This window comes from Paraflavisolibacter caeni, from assembly GCF_025628885.1.
Classification (GTDB): Bacteria; Bacteroidota; Bacteroidia; order Chitinophagales; family Chitinophagaceae; genus Flavisolibacter; species Flavisolibacter caeni.
The window spans coordinates 98,697-121,241 of record NZ_JAOTIF010000002.1; the positions used below are offsets into that span (position 1 = coordinate 98,697).

General features: G+C 44.1%; 12 protein-coding genes. 4 read left to right on the plus strand and 8 right to left on the minus strand.

The window, feature by feature from the left end:
• Positions 1–26: 26 nt before the first annotated feature.
• Positions 27–2,555: a ligase-associated DNA damage response DEXH box helicase gene (locus tag OCK74_RS04520; protein ID WP_279295812.1), complete on the minus strand. Its 2,529-nt coding sequence runs from the start codon at positions 2,553–2,555 to the stop codon at positions 27–29.
• 310 nt (positions 2,556–2,865) lie between these two features.
• Between OCK74_RS04520 and OCK74_RS04525 the strand changes: the two genes are divergently transcribed.
• Positions 2,866–5,505, plus strand: coding sequence for a T9SS type A sorting domain-containing protein (locus OCK74_RS04525; RefSeq protein WP_279295813.1), 2,640 nt, complete (start codon positions 2,866–2,868; stop codon positions 5,503–5,505).
• Between the two features lie 327 nt (positions 5,506–5,832).
• Here the strand turns inward: OCK74_RS04525 and OCK74_RS04530 are convergent, their stop codons facing one another.
• The 4 genes from OCK74_RS04530 to guaA form a co-directional block, all read right to left on the minus strand.
• Positions 5,833–7,509: an ATP-dependent DNA ligase gene (locus tag OCK74_RS04530; RefSeq protein WP_279295814.1), complete on the minus strand. Its 1,677-nt coding sequence runs from the start codon at positions 7,507–7,509 to the stop codon at positions 5,833–5,835.
• A gap of 83 nt (positions 7,510–7,592) precedes the next feature.
• Positions 7,593–8,609 (minus strand): ligase-associated DNA damage response exonuclease, encoded by a 1,017-nt coding sequence (locus OCK74_RS04535; protein WP_279295815.1) that lies wholly within the window; start codon positions 8,607–8,609, stop codon positions 7,593–7,595.
• Between the two features lie 3 nt (positions 8,610–8,612).
• Positions 8,613–9,797, minus strand: coding sequence for an ABC transporter substrate-binding protein (locus tag OCK74_RS04540; RefSeq protein ID WP_279295816.1), 1,185 nt, complete (start codon positions 9,795–9,797; stop codon positions 8,613–8,615).
• Positions 9,798–9,881: 84 nt separating this feature from the next.
• A complete protein-coding gene (gene guaA / locus OCK74_RS04545; RefSeq protein ID WP_279295817.1) occupies positions 9,882–11,504 on the minus strand; it encodes a glutamine-hydrolyzing GMP synthase in 1,623 nt (540 codons plus the stop codon).
• Between the two features lie 268 nt (positions 11,505–11,772).
• Here guaA and OCK74_RS04550 point away from each other — a divergent pair, with 268 nt between their 5' ends.
• Entirely contained in the window at positions 11,773–11,985 is a 213-nt protein-coding gene (locus OCK74_RS04550; protein WP_279295818.1) for a YgaP family membrane protein, read from the plus strand.
• A gap of 311 nt (positions 11,986–12,296) precedes the next feature.
• Positions 12,297–13,019 carry a head GIN domain-containing protein gene (locus tag OCK74_RS04555; RefSeq protein ID WP_279295819.1) on the plus strand — a complete coding sequence of 241 codons (723 nt, stop codon included), beginning with the start codon at positions 12,297–12,299 and terminating at the stop codon, positions 13,017–13,019.
• 34 nt (positions 13,020–13,053) lie between these two features.
• Here OCK74_RS04555 and pbpC read toward each other — a convergent pair whose 3' ends face one another.
• Positions 13,054–15,390 carry a penicillin-binding protein 1C gene (gene pbpC, locus OCK74_RS04560; protein ID WP_279295820.1) on the minus strand — a complete coding sequence of 779 codons (2,337 nt, stop codon included), beginning with the start codon at positions 15,388–15,390 and terminating at the stop codon, positions 13,054–13,056.
• Between the two features lie 280 nt (positions 15,391–15,670).
• Between pbpC and OCK74_RS04565 the strand changes: the two genes are divergently transcribed.
• Positions 15,671–21,082, plus strand: a complete 5,412-nt coding sequence (locus OCK74_RS04565) for an alpha-2-macroglobulin family protein (RefSeq protein WP_279295821.1) — start codon at positions 15,671–15,673, stop codon at positions 21,080–21,082.
• Positions 21,083–21,176: 94 nt separating this feature from the next.
• Here OCK74_RS04565 and OCK74_RS04570 read toward each other — a convergent pair whose 3' ends face one another.
• Positions 21,177–21,944, minus strand: a complete 768-nt coding sequence (locus tag OCK74_RS04570) for a rhomboid family intramembrane serine protease (RefSeq protein WP_279295822.1) — start codon at positions 21,942–21,944, stop codon at positions 21,177–21,179.
• Positions 21,945–22,087: 143 nt separating this feature from the next.
• Positions 22,088–22,483 carry an RNA recognition motif domain-containing protein gene (locus OCK74_RS04575; RefSeq protein WP_279295823.1) on the minus strand — a complete coding sequence of 132 codons (396 nt, stop codon included), beginning with the start codon at positions 22,481–22,483 and terminating at the stop codon, positions 22,088–22,090.
• Positions 22,484–22,545 lie beyond the last annotated feature (62 nt).

Here is a 22,545-nt window from a genome sequence, read left to right on the forward strand (position 1 = left end):
GCTCTCCGCCTATGGCGGACCGGGGGTTAACTTTCTAACTGCTGCTGCATCTTCCTTACCCTGTCCTCCAGTTTCTCAGATGTCAGGTTTTCCCGTAAACTATCCACTTTAATTGGAAAGCAGAAGGGCGTAAGCCGTTTAGGATACGTAATAACAATCCTTGAGCGCTGTATGCGCTCCAACATCTGCCGTAGGCGCACTTCTTCCATTTGTTGATCAAATACCTCTTGGAAAGCCTGCCGCAGCAACACGTGATCCGGTTCATATTCACTGAACACATTAAATATCAAACCGGCCGAGGACTGCAAATGCCTTGCTTTTTTATATTCACCGGGGTAGCCTTGGAAGATCAGACCACCAATAACAGAGATATCTCTGAACTTCCGCTTGGCCATTTCTGTCGCATTCACACTATGTTGAATATCTTCCATTAAATTGTCTGAGGAAAAAAGTTCATAGGCGTTGCTGTCATCCAGCGGGATTGGCTGGTCGCTAAGCAATTCAAAACCATAGTCATTCATCGCTATAGAGAAGGTGATAGGAGTGATCCTGGAAATCCGGTAGCCCAACACCGCCGCCATTGCCTCATGCACCAGTCGCCCTTCAAAAGGATAGACAAAAAGGTGAAAACCATCCCTTGTCTCGATTTGTTCAATCAGCAACTCATTAGGAGCCGGTACGAGCGATAACTTTTGTTGCACTTCAAATAACGGCTGCAAAACGCTCAATTCAATTTCATCACCATTCACCATCCCTGCCTTTCCAAACGCCTCCCTCAACACCTTCCCCAAACTCGCCGATAAGGGAAGTCTGCCGCCCATCCAACTCGGTACGATAGATTTCTTGGCATTCGACTTTTTAACAAGGGCCGTCATTTCTTTGATCATGACAAGTTCCAACTGTCTTCCCGCTAATGTAAAGCTATCACCAGGCTCTAAACGCGAAAGGAAGCTTTCTTCCACCATCCCCACATAGCCTCCTGTAATGAATTTTACCTTCAGCATAGAGTCGCTTACAATGGTACCAATATGCAGCCGGTGACGCATGGCTATTCTTCGGCTTTTGATCCTGTAAATGCCATTTTCGATCTCTACTTTCTTGTATTCGTCATACTGTTGCAATGCATTCCCTCCTAAAGTAATGAAGAAGAGAATCTCCCTCCATTCCTCTTCCGTAAGTTCTGAGTAGCAATGAGTAGATTTCACCTCACTGAAGATCTCATCCGGTACAAAACCTTCTCCAACAGCAAGTGTGCACAGGTATTGAATCAATACGTCATAACACAGGATCATGGGCTCTCTGCTTTCTATAAACTCCTCTTCAATCGCCGACTTCAGAGCTGCTGCTTCTACCAGTTCTAAAGAATGCGTAGGCAGAAAATAGATCTTACTCACTGCATCAGGCTGGTGACCACTTCGACCCGCCCTTTGTAGAAAGCGGGCAACACCCTTCGGAGATCCCACCTGGATAACAGTCTCTACTGGACGGAAGTCCACGCCCAGGTCAAGGCTGGCTGTACAAACAACTGCTTTTAATTTGCCTTCATGCAACGCCTCTTCCACCCAGTTGCGCAACTCACTTTCAATCGACCCATGGTGCAAAGCAATAGCTCCCGCCAATTCCGGGGCCACATTTAATAGCGTCTGGTACCATAGCTCACTCATACCGCGCGTATTGATAAATATGAGCGTAGTCCGACTTTGTTCAATAATGGGCAATACCTTCTTGGCCAGCTTAATGCCCAAGTGTCCCGCCCAAGGATACTTCTCTATTTCATCCGGTAAAATAGACTCCACCTCAATCGACTTCGATAAAGAAGCACGCACAATAATTCCATTTTTATTCAACCAAGGCTTTGCAGCGCTGCTGCTCCCCTTTAGGGGCTGGGGGTGTGTTATAGGCCTTAATAATACATCCTTTGCTTGCTCTAGATTCCCAATCGTTGCACTAATTCCCCATATCGACAGTCCTGGTTTATCTTTCAATTGCGCATTGCTCAATCCACAAATTCGACTGATCGCCAACTCCACCTGCACACCTCGCTTACTTCCCATCAACTCATGCCATTCATCAACAGCTATAACCTGCAGATTTTTGAAAATCTCAGGATAGCCTTTTTGAGTCAATAAAAGGTGCAGACTTTCAGGTGTGATGATCAATACTTCCGGCATTTGCCGCTTTTGCTTTTGGCGGTCGGCAGTTGAGGTATCTCCACTGCGAATGCCTACCTGCCATTGCATACCCAATTCTGCAATCACCTCCTCCATGGCCCTTCCAATGTCCTTTGCCAATGCTCTTAGCGGAGTGATCCAAATGAGGAGTAGTCCATTCTTCCCCTTTGATTGGTAAGTCTTTGGATGTTGATTAATAAATTGGATCACTGTACCCAAAAAAACAGAAAAGGTCTTTCCGGTTCCCGTCGGAGCATTCACCAATCCGCTTTTACCATTAACAATATGCTGCCATGACTCTTCCTGGTAAGCAAAGGGTTGAAAGCCCTTTGAAGAAAGCCATTGATGAACAACTTGATATCCTTTCGTGTGGGTTAACTGCATAAAAGCGAAATTATTACACTGTATCCCATTTTTTTGACATTTATGGTGTTTACCAGTTTCCTAAAATGTTTTTAAGAAAATTATGAATTAAAAAAAATACATGATAATTTAGGCACCATGTTAATTCATTGTATTCTGGAAAGAATGCAATGCTTGCACAAACCAACTTCCTATCGTAATCCACCATACCATCTTCCACTACCTTGAAACAACTGCTTAGCTAAACTTTACCTAAAGTTTTACCTCAGAAAACATCACCATAATGCATCCTAAAACGATGCCTAAACTCGTTATGTCTAAACCGTTCTATATGTCACTAAAGTTGCGTATCCTCCTATTGCCATTATTTATAATGGCTTTTTCCATTTTCACTAATTGGGCTCATGCTCAGGATGCTTCCGGGCAAGCCAGCCCGTCCTCAGCAAGAGTAACATCAGATAAGGATGATTATGCCCCCCGCTCTAATGCTGTTTTTACTGGCAGTGGATTTGCACCCGGCGATAGTGTTGTATTAAGGGTCAAAAATTTAAACCGGCCATGTAATACTGTATCTGCAGACTCGTCTTATTTGCCTTGGACAGTGATAGCAGATGCCCAGGGTGCTTTTGTGACGAATTGGACAGTTTGTGATTGTAATGGGGATTCATTAAGACTAAAAGCGGTAGGGAAACAATCAGGTTTGATCGCGTATGCATATTTTACGGATGCCGACCAACCTCCTTCACTATCTGATGCAACAATAACGTATACAAGTGGAAGTGCAACATATGGAGCAGTTGGATCTATCAGTTATGTAGTTTCAGTAACAAGAACAAGTACTGGTAATGAAACATCTAATTTAAGTATTACATCTTTATTGCCTGCTGGAGTAAGTGCTAGTTTTAACCCTTCATCTCTCAACTTTAAAAATAATCTACCAAATACGTTAACATCAACATTAACGATTACTGTTACAGCTTCAGCAAGTGCTGTAATAAATTCACCTTTTACTGTTGAAGTTAGAGGTAATGGCAATACTACCAAAAATCCAACTAGTTTGTTTACAATATCAAAGGCAGATGCGACCTTCTCCATCACCGGCTATACGGGTGCTTACGATGGTACAGAGCATAAGGCCTCCGGTACGGCCACTGGTTTGAATGCCCTGGATCTGACAAGCCTACTGAGCTTTGGTGCTGGTCAGACCAATGCACCAGGCGGTAAAGCTTCATGGAGCTTTGCAGGTAACAATAACTACAACTCCACTTCAGGCGAGGTAGATATTACGCTCTCACCAATCAATGCGACCTTCTCCATCACCGGCTATACGGGTGCTTACGATGGTACAGAGCATAAGGCCTCCGGTACGGCCACTGGTTTGAATGCCCTGGATCTGACAAGCCTACTGAGCTTTGGTGCTGGTCAGACCAATGCACCAGGCGGTAAAGCTTCATGGAGCTTTGCAGGTAACAATAACTACAACTCCACTTCAGGCGAGGTAGATATTACGCTCTCACCAATCAATGCGACCTTCTCCATCACCGGCTATACGGGTGCTTACGATGGTACAGAGCATAAGGCCTCCGGTACGGCCACTGGTTTGAATGCCCTGGATCTGACAAGCCTACTGAGCTTTGGTGCTGGTCAGACCAATGCACCAGGCGGTAAAGCTTCATGGAGCTTTGCAGGTAACAATAACTACAACTCCACTTCAGGCGAGGTAGATATTACAATTTCGAAAGTTGATGCTTTTATAACTGTAAATGGTTATTCTGGTGTCTACGACGGCAGCTCCCATGGAGCATCGGGAAAAGCTACTGGTGTAAATGGAGAAAATCTGACAAATCTTTTAACACTTGGTAACATTTTTACTGATGCCCCTGGAGGTACAGCCAACTGGGACTTTGCTGGAACTACTAACTATAAGGCCACAAATGGTTCCGTTGATGTAAGAATATTTGCAATTCCTGTAGTTACGCTGTCAACTCCAAATCCTGTATCAGTTAATACCACGTCTACAATTACAGCAACAATGGGTGCTGACGTTTTCTATCCTAAATGGGTTTATACAATTCCAGGTAGTAATATCAATTTAAATAGTCAAACTCAGTTAGGTATTACAAGCTCAACTCCTGTTGTATATTCAGTTTCTTTAAGTTATCAAGATGGAATGGGTAAGTCATATACCTCACCTTCTATATACGCTGTATTTTATGATCCTAATGCAGGTTTTGTAACAGGTGGCGGTTGGATCAATTCACCGGCAGGTGCTTACAGAGCCAATCCTGAATTAACCGGTAAAGCAAATTTTGGCTTTGAGTCTAAATATGAAAAAGGAAAGTCCCTGCCAAGTGGTAACACGGAATTCCAATTCCAGGCTGGCGATCTGAAGTTTAAGAGCTCAAACTATGAATGGCTGGTTATTGCCGGATCTAAGGCACAATATAAAGGGACAGGTGCTATCAATGGTTCTGGTAATTATGGATTTATGTTGACTGCCGGAGATGGTGATCTGGGAACTACTAAAAAGCCGGATTATTTCCGTATCAAAATCTGGAATACACTTGATAACCAAATTGTTTATGACAACCAGTATGGAGCCGCAGATAATGCAGATTTAACAACACAACTTGGCGGCGGTTCTATTGTAATACATGAAACCAAATCTTCTGGTAAGTCAACAATCGCAGCCAATGTGCAAGGCAACGATATTCTTATAGAAGAAAGTTCAGAACTGTCTGTGAAGGTGCTGCAAAATCCAAGTGCAACAGAATTTGCTTTGGTAGTAAGTGGAAACAGTAACGAGCCTGTGGAAATCCGGGCTGTATCTTTAACTGGCAATTTGGTTTATGTTACCAAAGGGGCAGCTAACCAAACATACCGGTTTGGCAGAAATCTGTCAGCAGGCATGTACATTGTCGAAGTAAGACAAGGTAATACTGCGAAGACGATCAAATTGGTGAAGGAATAATAAATAAGTCATAACGGATGTAGGAAAGAGCCGTCGAAAGACGGCTCTTTTTCATACGTGACCGCCATCAGGCAGGCAGAATACTTTACGTATCCGCCTCAACCGGGTTTCGCTGAAGCGAAACCACCCTTCTCCGCATGGAGAAGGGGCTAGCGCACAAAGCCAGGGTTTGGAGGGGCGTAAGGATTACGTACGAGGTACGAAGTGTTGGTGTCCTTCTTTGGATAGGAGGCGTCATTCTGTTGAGAGAATTGACTGTTGTGATTGGTGGGAAGGATCACTTATATGCATATCTCAAATTGATAAACCATATTATTGTAAAGACCATCACTTTCCATACACCTCCAGCATCTTCCTCAAATCTTCCAGCGTATTGATCTCATCCACCTTCTTATCATGCCGCCATCTGCTGATTCTTGGAAAACGCAAAGCCACACCCGACTTATGCCGGTTACTCGCAGCAATCCCTTCAAATGCAATCTCAAAAACCAGCTCTGGTTTCACAGTCCTGACTGGCCCAAACTTCTCGAGGGAATTCTTCTTTACGAACGCATCCACTTGTGTAAATTCTTGATCTGTTAAACCGGAATAAGCCTTTGTAAAAGTTACGAGCTTGTCACCATCACGAACAGCAAAGGTGTAGTCTGTATAAAGATTGCTTCGTCTACCAGCACCTTTCTGGGCATATACCATAACGGCATCAATGGTAAGTGGATCAATTTTCCATTTCCACCAGTCCCCTCTTTTTCGGCCTGTCAGGTATTGAGAAGTTTTTCGCTTCAGCATAAAGCCTTCTGCACCCATTTCTCGGGAACTTTCTTTTAAGCGTCCCAGTTCATCCCAGTTGTCAAAAGGTATTACCGGTGATATCAGCAGGGTAGGGTGGTTCAGAGAAGTCACAAATTCCTCCAATTGGTTCCTTCTCTCTTCCAGCGGTTTGTTGCGCCAATCAATACCTTCATATTCCAACAGGTCATAGGCAAAGAATGCAATAGGCGCCTCTTGCAATTGCTTTTTAGTCACATTCTTCCTGCCAATGCGCGTTTGCAGCAAGGCAAAAGGAAGCGGTTTCTGATCTATTGAAGGAATAATCTCTCCATCAATTACAATTCCATTGGGCAATGCGTCCTTAAGGGTTTGATATTCTGGGAATTTCTCTGTCATTAATTCCTCACCTCGGCTCCAGACATATAATTCGTCATTTCGCTTAATGATTTGTCCGCGAATACCATCCCACTTCCATTCAACTTGCCATTCTTCTGGATTGCCAAGACTGGATGGTTCATCTTCCAATGCATAGGCAAGAAAAAAAGGGTAAGGTTTAGAATAGTCGGCAGCTATAGCCTGATCACTTACTAGCTCGGTAAAAGAAATGGTAGAAGGATCCCAGTTGCCACTGATATGGTGCGCGATTACTGAAGGAGCGGTGTTGGCTGTCTTAGCCAGCGCATTGACCATCAAACCTTGGGAAACGCCGATTCTAAAAGCGCCCGTAATGAGTTTATTGAACACAAACCGCTCTGCGCTGTTCATTTCATGCCAGGAATGGAGAATAAATCTTTTTTTTACTTGCTCCGTCTCTTTTTCAATAGCGATCAATTGTTCAATATAGTAATGTAGGGGATGCGGAGAAGACTGCTCCGGATCGTGCTCCGGCAACAATAATGCAATAGTCTCAGCCAGGTCGCCAACCGTGTGATATGATTCTTCAAATAACCAGAACGGCAGGCCAACTGCCTCCACGCACCAGTTAGCCAGTTGTGTGGTATTAACCGCTCTTTTGGGCCTTCTCCCACTGAATAAAGCAATCACCCACACCTTATCTTTATCATCTGCCGAAGAAAAGAATTCCACCATCGCATCCAGCTTCGCATTAGTCTTCGTACTCGTCCCCAGTTTCATAACCAATTCTGCAAAAAAAGCCATGCTCCTAACATCTCCTTGTACACTTCCCTTCGGCAAAGAAGGTTGCGGCATTTCTTCATTATTTTCAATTTCATCCATAAGAAACTCTTGCTCTTATAAGCATCTAATAATAAAAACACTGCACCAAACTTCCCCTTGGCTTGTGCGCTGATGCTCTCCGCCTAAGGCGGACTGGCGGTGTGGTCGGGAGTGGTTGTTTCTTCATTCCCAAACTCCGTCCTTACTTCCCCCGCCTCAAATCCCTGTTCTCTCAAATACCTGCTAAACGCAAACTGAAAACCATGCGTAGCATACACTCTTTCTGCCCCTGTACCCTTCACAGCTTCCAGTAATCCTTTCCAGTCTGCATGATCACTCAGGCTGAACCCCGCGTCTGCATTTTTACGCCTGAACGCTCCACGCACCTGCATCCAGCCACTGCAAATGCCAATTTCATAGGGCGCAAACTTTTTCATCCAGGGCGATCCTTCTGCACTGGATGGAGCAATTACAACGGAACCTTTTAAAAGACTCTTAGGGGTTTCTGAGGATACTTTTTGCACTGTTGGCAGGTTCCAGCCTGCATTGATCAAAGCTTCATGTATGTTATAGATGGCCCCATGAACCAATATGTTGTCAGTAACTTCGGCTATGCAAGGAAGTAATCTTTGTGCCTTACCTAGGCTATAAGCAATAAGAATAGAACTTTTGCCTTCTGCCTGGTTCTTGCTGATCCATGATTGAATGTCCGAAAAGATTTGTGCCTGGGGCTTCCAATGGTAGATAGGAAGTCCAAAGGTGGACTCTGTGACAAAAGTATGGCACTGTACAGGTTCAAAAGCTCCACTCAAACCGTCATTTTCTATTTTATAGTCACCGCTTATGACCCATACCTCCCCTCCGCTTTCCACCCTGATTTGCGCAGAGCCGATAATATGTCCTGCAGGGTGTAATGTAATGCGCACGCCATTAATATAAACCGGCGCATTCCATCCGATACTTTCATATTGGTTGTTTCCCAGGCGCTGCTGCAACAAGGGTTTTGTATCGTGATGGCAGAGATAGTATTTACTGCCCCACCGCGCATGATCGCTGTGAGCATGTGTGATCAATGCCCGTTCTACAGGCCGCCAGGGATCAATGTAAAAATCACCTTCACGGCAATAAAAGCCGCAATTGGAGAATTCAATTAATGGCATTCCTCACTCTACTACAGATTTAATGCCGTTATTGATCTTAATAAAGTAGAGTTTTTTGTTTTCAAAGTAATCCAGCGTCATGTTTTGTTTGTTAATGAAAACAGGCTGAATGTCAAACTGTGTGAAAATGTAATTCCCTTTACGCGAAAGGTTCGAAGCAATATCTTTTTTAGTATCCAGAAGCAGCAAGGCAAAACGCAGCATCGTTTCATAGCCACGGAAAAACATGTCAGTAGGGCGGCTATCAATTTTGGAAACAAATTCGTTAGAGATCTGCGTCATCAACCTGTTCGTCCGGTTATAAGAAAAGGGGGACGTATAAATGATCTCAATGCTCTTATATTCAGGCTTGCTGAACTCCTTGATTTCTTCCCAGGTAGGCATTCCTATTAAAGTAATGGGATAGGTTTCACCTATGGCGGCTAGTTGGCGAGATAGCTCTGTTCCAAATCCAATGTCTAAACTGCCAGCGATAACTACATTTCTTTTGGTGCTGTCCAATTTCTGAACAAGAGCACTGGTATTGGTAATAGTACCTGCATCTACAACATCAATTTTCAGCGGAGATGAAGTAGTTGACTTTGCAATATCTGAGAAATAATCTCTAAGCTGGTTCTCCTGTACCCCGTTCTTTCTGAAAAGAATGGTCTTGTCCTGGCGGTGATTCTTTTGCAGGTATTGGTAAATCCCTTCGCAGTGGGCACGAAGCGTAGAATTTAGTATTACTAAGTAGGGATTATTCTGGACGCCTGCATCATTGGGAAGCGTAGCGGAGATCAGAGGAACCTTCCTTTGGAGGGCGGTTTCTGCCAACATCCGCACCTCACCGGGATTTGCATGGGCAATCATCAATTCTACACCATTCATCGCAGGGTCATTGAGCTGCTGAGCTAATGGGTATCTTTTGGACTTGGAATCATAAATGAAAACTTCCAGTGGTGCGCCTGCCCGCTGCAACGAATCAAGGGCCAACTGCGCTCCCTGGTAAAACTCAAGTCCCGAATGTAAGAATTTAGGGAACTCCTTTCCGAATCGGTAATTGTAACTGGCATCAAAGACAGAGTCAAGATACAAAGGTGCAAAGAACGCAATCTTATGCCTGGCCGGCTGTAAACTTTGTGCTTGTACATTCACCGAATGCACAAGCACTATAATCAATAACCCTAAATAAAAAAGGCGTTGTTTCATGCTAATCCTTTAAGTCCTATAAATCCTTCCGGCCCGCACCCACTCAAAATTTTCAATTTCCTAATATCATCTATTCCCACTCAATTATTCCCACTCTATCGTCGCCGGCGGCTTGCTGCTAATATCATACACCACCCTGTTAATCCCCCTTACCGAATTGATGATTTCGTTGGAAACATGGGCCAGGAAATCGTACGGCAGATGCGCCCAGTCAGCAGTCATACCATCTACACTGGTTACGGCGCGCAGGGCGACAGTAAACTCATAAGTACGTTCATCTCCCATCACACCAACACTGCGTACTGGTAACAAGATCGCTCCAGCCTGCCATACAGTTGCATATAAGTTATACTTCTTCAACGCTTTAACATAAATATCATCTGCGGCCTGCAGCAGTTTAACCTTTTCTTCAGTCACCTCACCCAAAATGCGTATAGCTAAGCCTGGGCCTGGAAAAGGGTGGCGGTTCAACAAATCATCCGGAATCCCTAATTCGCGTCCCACTCTTCTTACTTCGTCTTTGAACAGGTAACGCAGCGGCTCCACTAGCTTCAGGTGCATCTTCTTAGGAAGACCGCCTACATTATGGTGCGATTTAATAGTAACTGAAGGACCATGTACGGAAACACTCTCAATAACGTCTGGATAAATGGTGCCCTGCCCAAGCATGGTTGCATCCTTATCTTCTTTAGCGGCTTCCTGGAATACATCGATAAAAGTCTTACCTATAGCTTTTCGTTTTTTCTCAGGATCAGTCTTGCCAGCTAACTTCTTGTAGAAAAGCTTACGGGCATCAATGCCTTTAACATTAAGACCAAGCTCTTTATAAACTTCCAATACCTTTTCAAATTCATCCTTGCGCAGTACGCCATTGTCCACAAAAATGCCGTGCAGGTTCTTACCAATGGCTCTGTGAATAAGCATGGCTGCAACTGTAGAATCTACGCCACCACTAAGTGCCATGATTACTTTTTGCTTGCCGATCTGCTTTTTCAGTTCTTCAACAGTCTCGGTAACAAAATGCGCTGGCGTCCAGTCCTGCGAACAGCCACAAATGTTTACCAGGAAGTTTTGAAGTATTTTTTTACCCTCAATGGAGTGATACACTTCAGGGTGGAACTGCAAGCCATACAACGGCTTCAGACCATCTTCCTGCGATTTAAAGGCTGCTACCGGTATGCTGTCCGTAGTGGCCAGCAACTGGAAATTGTCGGGTAATTTCAGGATAGAGTCGCCATGACTCATCCACACCTGCGATGCGGACGTAATGTTTTGCAACAGCGCTTCCTCTGTCTCCACGTGCAATACAGCGCGGCCGTATTCCCGCTTGTTGCTTTTTTCCACCTTGCCGCCAAATTGCTTTGCAGTAAGCTGTGCGCCATAGCAAACCCCTAATACTGGAGTGTGTGATGCCAACGCCTGCACATTTACCTCAGGTGCATTTTTATCGTTTACGGAAAAAGGAGAGCCTGATAGAATGATCCCTTTGACACTGGGATCGGGCTGCAACTCTTTCGAAAATGGTAATATCTCACAATAAACATTGGCTTCGCGAACAGCCCTCGCTATCAGTTGGGTGTATTGAGAGCCAAAATCAAGGATTAATATTTTTTCTGTCATACCGGGCGTGAAGGTAAGAACAAACTGTGAAGTACAGGCAGGATGATAGTTGAAGGGTTCATTTGCATTGACAAAATCTCGTCTCAAAAGATTGTTAGGTCTAAATATTGCATGAGCTTTAAATATCATTTACATGCACTTAAAAATGTGGCGTCCTTCCACATATTTGGGCATGACATAAATCACAAATTCCTATACAACCAATATTTATTTTTAGGGGAAAACCATTAAATTTAAGGTGCGATTTATTTTAGGTAAGACTCTTTGGATATGCACTAAGAATTGATGGAAAGACCCCTTACCCATAACCTTAGTTGAAAATTTTACTGATTTTAAAATCCCTAAAACATAGTTTATGAAAAGAAATGTGGGTTCTGCAGACAGGTCAATCAGGTTATTGGCCGCTGCAATCATCATCATCCTTTATTTTTCCAATATTATTACAGGTACTATTGGTAATATAACACTTACCCTGGCTATCATATTAATGTTAACCAGTTTTGCTGGTTTTTGCCCTTTTTATGCTTTATTGGGCGTCAATACCTGTGAGGTGAAAAAAGCACGCTAGTAACGTTTCGAATCCGATTGTCCCCCCTATTCCCGAGGTGTAGAGTTGAAATTGGCTTTGCTGTCAATAAGTAAAACTTTGCCTTCTCCATTTCACGAATTCCTATCTTCTGACTGCAAATGAAAGGCTTCCCGCCAGATAAATGCTGTTAGAATTAAATCCGTATCCCATTTAAACTCAAGTTGCTCCCTGGTAATCATTTCTCTTCTTATTAAAATTTCTCATATTCCTTCTGGGCTTTTCGGGAATTATTTTACAAATTGTAACCACAATGCTGTTATATTAGTCTAACAGATAAACATCATCATATTATGAAACGGACTGCTTTATTTTTATCAATACTGCTATTTACTTTTTGTTCTTGCACTTACATTGGTGGTAAACGCGTAAGAGGCAATGGAGATTCCGTTACCCAGGAACGCCAGGTGGGCAATTTCACAGGTGTCAGTGTAAGAGGGGGAATCGATGTTGTGGTTGCACCCGGACCGGTCTCTTCTTTTAAAATACAAGCCGATAGGAACCTATTGGATTATATTGATATAAAAAACAATGGAGGAATAGTTGAAGTGCGTACCAGGCACGGGTTTAATTTGCGGCCTGTAGCAGGCATGAAAGTGTTTGCAACAGCTCCCTCATTTTCTTCAATTGAAGTGGCAGGCAGTGGAAACATAACTTCCCAATCAAAAGTTCATGGCGACAATAAGCTAAACTTGGAGATTAAAGGCAGCGGCGATATCAGGTTGGACGTCGATGCTCCTAACATTGATGCAACGATTGCTGGCAGCGGTTCGATATCCTTAAACGGTACGACACAAAATTTTGAGGCAGATATTAAAGGCAGTGGCGACGTACGCAGCTTCAACCTGTTAAGTGAAAACACAAACGTAGACATTGCTGGCAGTGGTAATGCCGAAGTATTTGCCAGCAAACAATTGAACGTCGAGATCAAAGGCGCTGGCGATGTTCGCTACAAAGGCACCGCCGCCGTAAACCAAAAGATCATGGGTTCCGGCAGCGTCAAACAAGTCAATTAAATGTAACGATCCTGCCCCTCAAGGGGCAGGATCGTTACATATTCACATATCTCACGCTGATCCGCACATTCCTGTTTCTCCCCTTATCATCGGTACACGAAATCTTAACCGCCCCCTCTGTTGGTATGAAAAATTGCTTTTCGTGTACTCCTGTTGCCTTGTAAAACCGGTCATTGATATACCAGTACAATTTTGTTACATCATTGCCTGCAGTAGCACTCAATTGCAAGGGTTCTGGATCTTGTTTACTGATAAAATATTCATTGCCGTTCAAGGGTGAAGTAATGACTGGAGCATCACCCCTGAAGATCTTTTCACATTCAGGATTATGTGGTGGTATTTTTTGATAGGCAATACTATTAGCTTCATAGAAATCCTGCATTTCTGGCGCAATGAGAGGGTATAGCTTTTTGATATAACCGGATGCTGGTGCACAATCATTGCAAAATGAAATCGAACTGTCCACAGAAACCTTCACTTCCTGCATATGCTGGCAGGTGGCAGTTGATGAAACCAACGGTATAAAATAATCCAGGATCAGGTTAGTACAGTAGGGCGATGGTGGTAAGCCACTTACACTGCACACTTGTCGCAACGCACAATCTTCTGGCGGGGCAAACCAGCCTGCATCACTGTCGTAATCAATAGTGTTGAATATCTTGAATAGTAAAGGCGTTGCAGTATTAGCGCCACTCAACTCAGGAACTCCTTGTGCCGAAAAGTTACCTACCCAAATGCCTACTGTAAAATGCTTGTTGTAGCCAATACTCCACGCGTCCCTTCGGCCATAAGAAGTGCCGGTTTTCCACGCTATCTTCGGCATCCGCTCCGTTGCCTGCCAGTTCAGCGGAAAATCCGGTCTGTTTACTTGCGACAAAATATCACTGATCATATAACTGGCCGCCTTACTCAACACCTCCACCCTCTTACGCCCTCTATCCAGGTTTGCTCCCGTATTTCCCCTAACATATTCCGGCCTTTCATACACTCCCTCATTCGCAAAGGCAGAAAACAACCCCGTCAGTTCCTCCAAAGTAGTACCACAGCCACCTAGTATCATAGACAATCCCAGTTTGTTGCGGTCCTTTTTTACCTGCTTAAAATCTAATGCGGCCAACTGGTTCACTAGTTGCTCCTTCCCTAATAGTTGCAGGCACTTTACAGAAGGAATATTCAACGAATGTTCAAGTGCATACGCAACCGACACGTAGCCATTGAATTTTTGATCATAATTCTCCGGTGCATAACCACTATAGTTAATCGGAACATCATTGATAATGGTCTTAGGCGTCAGTAGCCCTTCATCTATACACACACCATACAACAATGGTTTCAACGTACTGCCTGGCTGCCGTATAGCCGCAGCGCCATTTACCTGTCCTCCATCTATTGTATCTGCAAAACTTCCGGAGCCAACATAAGTGATCACTTTATGTGTTTTATTATCAATGATCACTACGGCCGCATTGCGGATATTGTTCAGCCGCAGCGAACGCACATAGTCTTCCACCAGCTTTTCTACTTTCAATTGTGTATTAAGGTGTATGTTAGTTTTGATCAGGTATCTGTTAGCCTCTTTTTTGAGTTTATAAGAAAGATGTGGCACATAATGCGGCACCATACCTCTGTTCGCAGAAAGCGGTTCTGCCAGTGCATCTTCAATTTCTTTTGGGGTAAACACTTTTTCCTTAGCAAATTGATGCAGCCATCGATTTCTTTCCTGTACGATCACCTCATTATTCTGGCCCATCACCAGTGAAGAAGGGCGGTTGGGGATGATGGACAAAGCGGTGATCTCTGACAGGGAAAGATGATCAGGATTCTTTTTGAAATATAAGAGGGAAGCAGCCTTTACGCCCTCTATATTCCCGCCATAAGGCACCAGGTTTAGGTATAATTGAAGAATCTCATTTTTGCTGTATTTCCATTCTAATTGCAATGCCCGGAACATTTCAAGAAACTTTGCCGGCAGGGTCCGCTTCCTGGGCTCCAGCATTCTGGCAACCTGCATAGTAATTGTAGAAGCGCCTGAAGTCCTCTTTATCCTTACCAGGTTTTTCACCATAGCCCTCCCGATAGCCAGCACATTCACTCCCGGATGGTAATAAAAATAGCGGTCCTCCTTCGCCACAATAGTTTTGCGGAGCAACGGCGAAATTTCCTCCAATTCCGTCTTCATGCGCCACTTTTCATCCCTTGTCAGGTAAGCATTAATAACAGCATCTCGGTCATCTGTAACAATGGTAGAATACTCAACATTATCCGGTAGAGGGAAAACCACATTCAACAGCAAAAACAGTACAATAGCCCCAACGATCATAAGGCCAAACAATCGAACCGGCTTTTTAATATGGTATGATCGGATACGCAATTATATATGAATTATATGATTTTTTCTCCCCGGTCCATGCGCGCTGATGCTCTCCGCCTTAGGCGGACTGGGGGTTTTACAAATCATTTAACACCCGCCCCCTCACAAACCTTTGTAACTTAATAGGGCAATTCAAAATTTATGGACGCCCCGGGTCTGCCTCCATAGCTTTTCATCCCTAATTTCTGCTTTCTTTTTCATTCAGAAATTATTGTTTTATCATTTAACGCTTCATTTTTTGTTTTACCTTTTACTTCTGTTCTATTAACCCAAAAACTCTATGCGTAATAAGTTCTTTTTAGCAACTGCTTTGCTGGTTGCTATTTTTTTATCCGCTTGTAATCGCGATACCGTTGCGCTTTCTTTTACCAATGCCAAAGGCGAAGTGCCCCAACTCGGTAACCTTGTCTTTCGTTTCAATAAATCATTAATAGCCGATTCTTTATTGAATAACTGGGACTCCACCAAATACGTTTCCTTCGAACCAGACATTCCGGGCCGGTTCCGCTGGGAAACACCTTCCGAATTAGTCTTTTCTCCATTGCAGCCGTTAAAGCCCGCTACTTCCTATAAAGCAAAAGTGCGCAACGATGTATTGCAATACACAGACATTGATAAAGTAAAAGATGCAGATGAAATCTCCTTTTACACATCACCATTGCAACTGGCTGATGCGCAGGTAACCTGGGTGTTGAAGGAAGAAGGTAGCCGCACGCCTATACCCCAAATAGCTTTACAATTCAATTACCCGGTAAAGCCTGAAGAGTTAAAAGATAAGTTGGCGGTAGAAGTGGACGGAACAAAAATGGACTACACCCTGCAAACCATTTCTCCTTCTGATAAAGTGTCCCTGCGATTGGAACACCTGAAAGCTGAAGACAAAAACTATGAAGCCAAAATATCAATAGCTTCAGGACTGCTTCCGCTCAAAGGGTCTAACAAAACCGCAGATGAAATAAAAACAATCCTTTCCATTCCATCTCCTTTTGTTTTAAACATCAACAATGTTGAAGCCGAACACGATGGTACCGAAGGCATCGTCCATATTACCACCAGCCAGCAACTGACCGGTGAAAACATTGCCTCACTGATCTCCTTCGATCCTGCTGTAAAATTTACAACGGAGCAGGACGACTTTGGCGTTACATTACGCAGCAACGACTTCAGTCCCGACGAGGGGTATGCTTTGACGGTACAGAAAGGGTTACGCGGTAAAATAGGTGGAGTCCTGAGGGAAAATTATAATGGCAGTGTTGCTTTTGGTTCTATTGCGCCTGATATACAGTTTACCAACACCAAAGCTGTATACTTATCTAAACGTGGCGGCGGAAATATAGAAGTGCGTATTACCAACGTTCCAAAAGTAAAACTGATTATATCCAAGATCTATGAAAACAATTTGCTGATGGCCGAAAGGAATGGCTATTATCCGGACGATGAATATGATGAAGAAGAAGAAAATGAATATAGTGAGAGTGAATACGCTAGCTATCGCAGCGAATCCATCCAACCAACAGCTGGCGATATCATCTACTCTAAAGAGATTGATACACGAACGCTGCCTAAATCAGGCGCAGGACGTATTTTAAATCTTTCCCAATTCGAAGACAGGCTCCCTGAAGCTGGCGGTATCTATCATGTGAAGATCCGTTCTGTAAAGGATTACTGGGTATCCGACAGCCGCTTTATTTCTCTCTCTGATATAGGCCTGATTGCCAAACAAGGTGCTGATAAAATGTATGTGTTTGCTAACTCCATTAAAACGGCAACTGCTCTTGATGGTATTACCATCAATGTATATGGCTCCAACAACCAGCTAATTGGAACTGGTGCTACCAACAGCGATGGTGTAGCCGAAGTGCAAGTGGAGAAAAGAGACTTTGCTGGCTTCAAACCAGCTATGGTCATAGCGAAAACAGCCAATGATTTCAATTACCTTCCTTTCAACAATACAAGGGTAAATACATCCCGGTTTGATGTAGGGGGAAAACGTGATAACCCAACAGGCTTCGATGCTTTCATTTATGCCGAAAGAGATATCTACCGCCCGGGTGAAAAGGTGAACTTTTCCGTATTGCTGCGCGACCGGAAATGGAAAAGCCCGGGAGCCCTCCCTATTAAAATGAAATTCTTACTTCCTAATGGCAAGGAGTTGAAATCTTTTAGAAAGAACCTGAACGAGCAGGGTTCTGTTGAGGGAAATGTAGATATTTCAACAGCAGCTATTACGGGTAGTTATTTGTTGGAAATATATAGCTCCAATGATGTATTGCTGGCATCTAAAAACTTTATGATCGAAGAATTTGTGCCGGATAGAATTCGACTGACTACCAAACTTGATAAACCTTATTTGCGGCCTCAGGATAAAGCTACGCTTTCCATCAACGCAGTCAACTTTTTTGGTCCCCCTGCAGCCAACCGGAACTATGAAACAGAAATACAGATCAAGCAGAAAAAGTTTATTGTAAAGAGTTTCAATCAATATGATTTTGATCTGGACAACCAGCAAACATTTTTTGACAAGGATGTGAAAGAGGGAAAGACAGACGCGAATGGGAATGCTATAGTTACCCATGAGATCCCAGGCATGTACGCAAACATCGGCCTCCTCCAGGCAAGTTTTTATTCAACTGTTTTTGACGAAACCGGCCGTCCCGTTAGCCGCATGGCTTCTGCCGACGTCTATACTCAGGATGTGTTCCATGGCATTAAAGATGATGGCTATTACTATTATGCCTTGAACCAGCCGGTAAAGTTTCAGATGATTTCTGTAAATCGTGATGGCGTTCCAACAACGGCAACAGCAAGAGTAAAGGTGATCAAACACGAATACAGAACTGTGCTGGCGAAAAGAGGTACTTACTTCCGTTACGATTCCCAGGAAGAAGACAAGCTTTTGGCTGATAAAGAAATGGTGATCGGCAATGGAACAGATTTTATTTATATACCCCGTTCGCCTGGCGACTATGAGGTCCGTATATATCGTCCGGGCGCCAATGCTTATGTAAGTAAAAAATTCTACAGCTATGGATCCTGGGGTGCTAATATTTCATCTTTTGAAGTGAATACGGAAGGACAGATCGATATCAGCTTGGATAAGGAAAAATACAATGCTGGTGAAACTGCAAAGGTGCTGTTCAAAACTCCATTCAGTGGACGCATGCTGGTAACAACAGAAACGGACGGCGTACTCACCCATCAATACCTCGACGTTGTAAAACGCATCGCTAGTATTGATTTAAAACTAACCGGTGAGCATGTGCCGAACGTTTATGTGACCGCAACACTGTTTAAGCCGCACGAAATTTCCGACATCCCGCTCACTGTGGCCCACGGTTTTCAGAATATAGCGGTAGAGGATAAGGGCAGAAAGATGCCGGTTGCGATCACCGCACAAAAATCTGTTCGTTCCAAAACACATCAAAAGGTAAGAGTAAAAGCTGCACCGGGCAGTTTCATTACACTGGCGGCTGTGGATAATGGGGTATTGCAGGTTTCCGATTTCAAAACCCCAGATCCATACCAGTACTATTATCAGAAGAAGGCTTTGTCAGTAGCCGCTTTTGACCTTTATCCATTATTATTCCCCGAAGTAAGGCCGAGACTAAGCAGTACGGGTGGCGACATGAGTATGGAAAAAAGAGTGAACCCTATGCCTGCTCGTCGCTTCAAGATTCTTTCCTATTGGAGTGGCATCAAAAAGGCCAATGGCAGCGGTGTTGCTGAATTTGAATTCGATATACCCCAATTCAGTGGAGAAGTGCGCCTGATGGCCGTTGCCTACAAGGACGAACAATTTGGTTCTGCCGAAGCGACAACAACGGTGGCTGATCCTGTAGTGCTAAGTTCGTCCCTGCCTCGTTTCTTAAGCCCGGGCGATACTGTCCTCATGCCGGTGACCATCAGTAATACAACTACCAAAGTTGCCAACGGCCAGGCGACTATTTCCGCCACAGGTCCCATAAAACCAGTACAAGGCAACATCCAAAACATCAGTCTCAATCCCAATAGCGAAACACAAACAATATTTAAAATTGTTGCAGATCAGGGCATTGGCGTGGCAAAGGTCTCAGTGAATGTATCTGCAATAGAAGAGAAGTTCACAGAAGAAACGGAAATCTCCATTCGTCCTCCTTCTACCTTGCAGAAAGTGGCCGGTAGCGGCTCGATGGCAGGTGGAAGCATACAACGGATAGCCATACCTGCTAATGACTTTCTTCCGGGCAGCTCCAGTTATGAATTGGTGGTCAGCCGGTCACCTGTAACCGAAATTGCCGATCAGATTCGCTACCTGGTTCAATACCCGTATGGCTGTACAGAGCAGACAATTTCTGCAGCCTTCCCGCAATTATACTTTGCTGATTTTTCTGACCTCCTGAACTGGAAGAACAATAGCGGCCGGAACGCCAACACAAATGTGATAGAAGCTATTCGCAGGATTAAAATGAGACAATTATACAATGGTGCTGTAACGCTCTGGGATGGGGAAGGTGCCGAGAATTGGTGGACGACTGCCTATGCTGCTCACTTCCTGATAGAAGCCCGGAAAGCCGGATTTGATGTCGATAACAGTCTTCTGGAAACCATGCTTGGTTACCTGACTGAGCGACTGAAGACAAAACAAACCTTCAACTATATCTACAACCGAAATCAGCAAAGAAAGATTGCACCCAAGGAAGTGCCCTATAGCTTGTATGTTCTGGCTCTTGCTAATCGTTCCCAGGTGTCGGCTATGAACTATTATAAGGCCAACCAGCAGTACCTGGCGCTCGATGGAAAATACCTTTTATCCGCTGCTTATTCAGTTTCAGGCGATAGAAGATCATTTACTGCTTTATTGCCTCGTTCTTTCAGCGGTGAGGAATCTGTTCAACAAACGGGCGGTTCTTTTTACAGCGCCACCAGGGATGAGTCCATAGCCCTCAATGCTCTGATAGAAGTGGATCCCGGTAATGCACAAATACCCGTCATGGCCAAACATATCACACAGCGATTAAAAACAGAACCTTATCTCAATACCCAGGAGCGTTCATTTGCTTTCCTCGCTTTAGGTAAGCTGGCTAGGAGTGATGCCAAATCTAACGTTACAGCTGAAATCAAAAGCAATGGTAAGACCATTGCCAAGATAAATGGCAATGACTGGCGTGGTGGTAAAGACTTATTAAAGTCTTCCTCTTTGGAAATTGCTACAAAAGGCTCTGGCCGTCTGTATTATGCCTGGCAGGCTGAAGGCATCAGTAGGAGTGGGGCTTACACCGAAGAAGATAATTTTATCAAAGTACGCCGCACATTCTTTGACCGCTACGGCAGGGAGATCACCGGCAAAACCTTTGCACAGAATGATTTGATCATTGTCGGCATTACCCTGGAAAAAGCCTATAGCAACACGATCGAAAACATAGTCATTACCGACTTGCTGCCCGCAGGCTTCGAAATAGAAAATCCCCGGACCAAAGAGTTACCAGGTATGGACTGGATCAAGAATGCTTCAGAGCCCTTAGCTCTTGATGTCCGTGACGATCGTATCCACTTTTTTGTCGATGCCCGTTCACCTAAACAAACCTATTATTACGCCGTCCGCGCCGTTTCTTTGGGGCAATTCAAACAAGGCCCCGTTAGTGCCGACGCCATGTACAACGGTGAGATCCACTCATACCACGGAGCCCAATCAATAACCGTAGTCAAGCGATAAGTAATAGTAATAATCATCTAATGCGTGATGAGTTCACATACTCATCACGCATTTCTCTTTAAAAGGCATAGTCGCTCTCTGTTTACTACCTTCTCTACCACCCCGCCCGTCTCCGCGTCACTACCTGCGGCTTTTTGGTAACAAAAAACTTGACAAGTATAAGCCCCGCAATAAAACCCCCTATATGGGCTGCATAAGCAATGCCTCCGGCCGCTTCAGTCCCGCCCAAAGCTCCTAGGCCATTGACAACCTGGAACACAAACCAAAGTCCGACAGCTAAAAAAGCAGGAACAGATATAATGCTCCACAAAAGCCACACATGCACCGCCCTGCCTGGAAATAGGAGTATGTAGCCGCCTAAAACGCCTGATATAGCGCCCGAAGCACCAAGGCTCGGTATAAGCGGGTTCTGGCCAAAAAATGCCGTAGCAAATACATGGCTTAGTGCTGCAAGGATACCACACAACAGGTAAAAAATAAAATAATTACGATGTCCCATAGCATCCTCCAGGTTATCACCAAATATCCATAAGTACATCATGTTCCCGGCAATGTGTGCAACCCCGCCGTGCATGAACATGGAAGTAATCAAAGTGAGATAAACAGGAATCGGCGTGGGTTGAAGTCCTGGCATTTCTACTTGCTGTCCGGTAATAGGATCTTTAATGATCTGCGAATCCGTAATAAGATCATTACCGGTCAGGATCTCTCCGGGAACCGTAGAAAATGCAAACGTGAAGTGCATATTCCGTCCTATTTCCTGCCAGAAAATAAATACGAAAATATTGATGGCTATAAGAAGGTAATTCACATAGGGAGTAATGTGTCGGTCTCTGTTATCGTCGCCAATTGGAAACACCATGCTTTTCTGATTTTTAGTTGAACAGCTGCATTTCTCATACCAAGGCCGATTGAATCAGAAATGATCTATTGAATCCCTCCAATCCATGGTCAAAAAAAAGTCTGGCTTTTGGCCAGACTTAAAATTATAAGATCAATATGTGTTTAGTAGCTATCTCTGTAACCGCCGCCGCCGCGATTGAAACCACCGCCGCCGCCTTTTTTATAGCCGCCGCCGTTTCCGCCACGGTTGAAACCGCCGCCACCGCCGCCACGGTTAAATCCGCCGCCGCCTTTTTTATAGCCGCCACCGGATTCTTCTTTTGGACGGGATTCATTAACGACTAGATTCCTGCCGTCAATTTCGCTTCCGTTTAATTGGTTAATTGCAGCTTGTGCTTCCTCTTTGTTGGTCATTTCAACAAAGCCAAAGCCTTTACTGCGGTTAGTAAATTTGTCCATTACAATCTTGGCTGAAGTAACCTCGCCGAAGGGTGTAAATAAGTCGGCTAAATCCTGATCTTTCAGGTTCCAACTAAGGTTTCCAACGTAAATGTTCATTGTGAAAGGTTTAAAGAAAACAAAAAACGCTAGTTTTTTAACAGCCAACAAGAAACAAGGAA

Coding starts and splice junctions, on each gene's coding strand:
- OCK74_RS04550 (WP_279295818.1), top strand. CDS start 11,773: ATGAAAAGAAATGTGGGTTCTGCAGACAGGTCAATCAGGTTATTGGCC.
- OCK74_RS04530 (WP_279295814.1), bottom strand. CDS start 7,509: ATGGATGAAATTGAAAATAATGAAGAAATGCCGCAACCTTCTTTGCCG.
- OCK74_RS04565 (WP_279295821.1), top strand. CDS start 15,671: ATGCGTAATAAGTTCTTTTTAGCAACTGCTTTGCTGGTTGCTATTTTT.
- OCK74_RS04540 (WP_279295816.1), bottom strand. CDS start 9,797: ATGAAACAACGCCTTTTTTATTTAGGGTTATTGATTATAGTGCTTGTG.
- OCK74_RS04535 (WP_279295815.1), bottom strand. CDS start 8,609: ATGCCATTAATTGAATTCTCCAATTGCGGCTTTTATTGCCGTGAAGGT.
- OCK74_RS04575 (WP_279295823.1), bottom strand. CDS start 22,483: ATGAACATTTACGTTGGAAACCTTAGTTGGAACCTGAAAGATCAGGAT.
- OCK74_RS04555 (WP_279295819.1), top strand. CDS start 12,297: ATGAAACGGACTGCTTTATTTTTATCAATACTGCTATTTACTTTTTGT.
- OCK74_RS04570 (WP_279295822.1), bottom strand. CDS start 21,944: ATGGTGTTTCCAATTGGCGACGATAACAGAGACCGACACATTACTCCC.
- OCK74_RS04525 (WP_279295813.1), top strand. CDS start 2,866: ATGTCACTAAAGTTGCGTATCCTCCTATTGCCATTATTTATAATGGCT.
- OCK74_RS04520 (WP_279295812.1), bottom strand. CDS start 2,555: ATGCAGTTAACCCACACGAAAGGATATCAAGTTGTTCATCAATGGCTT.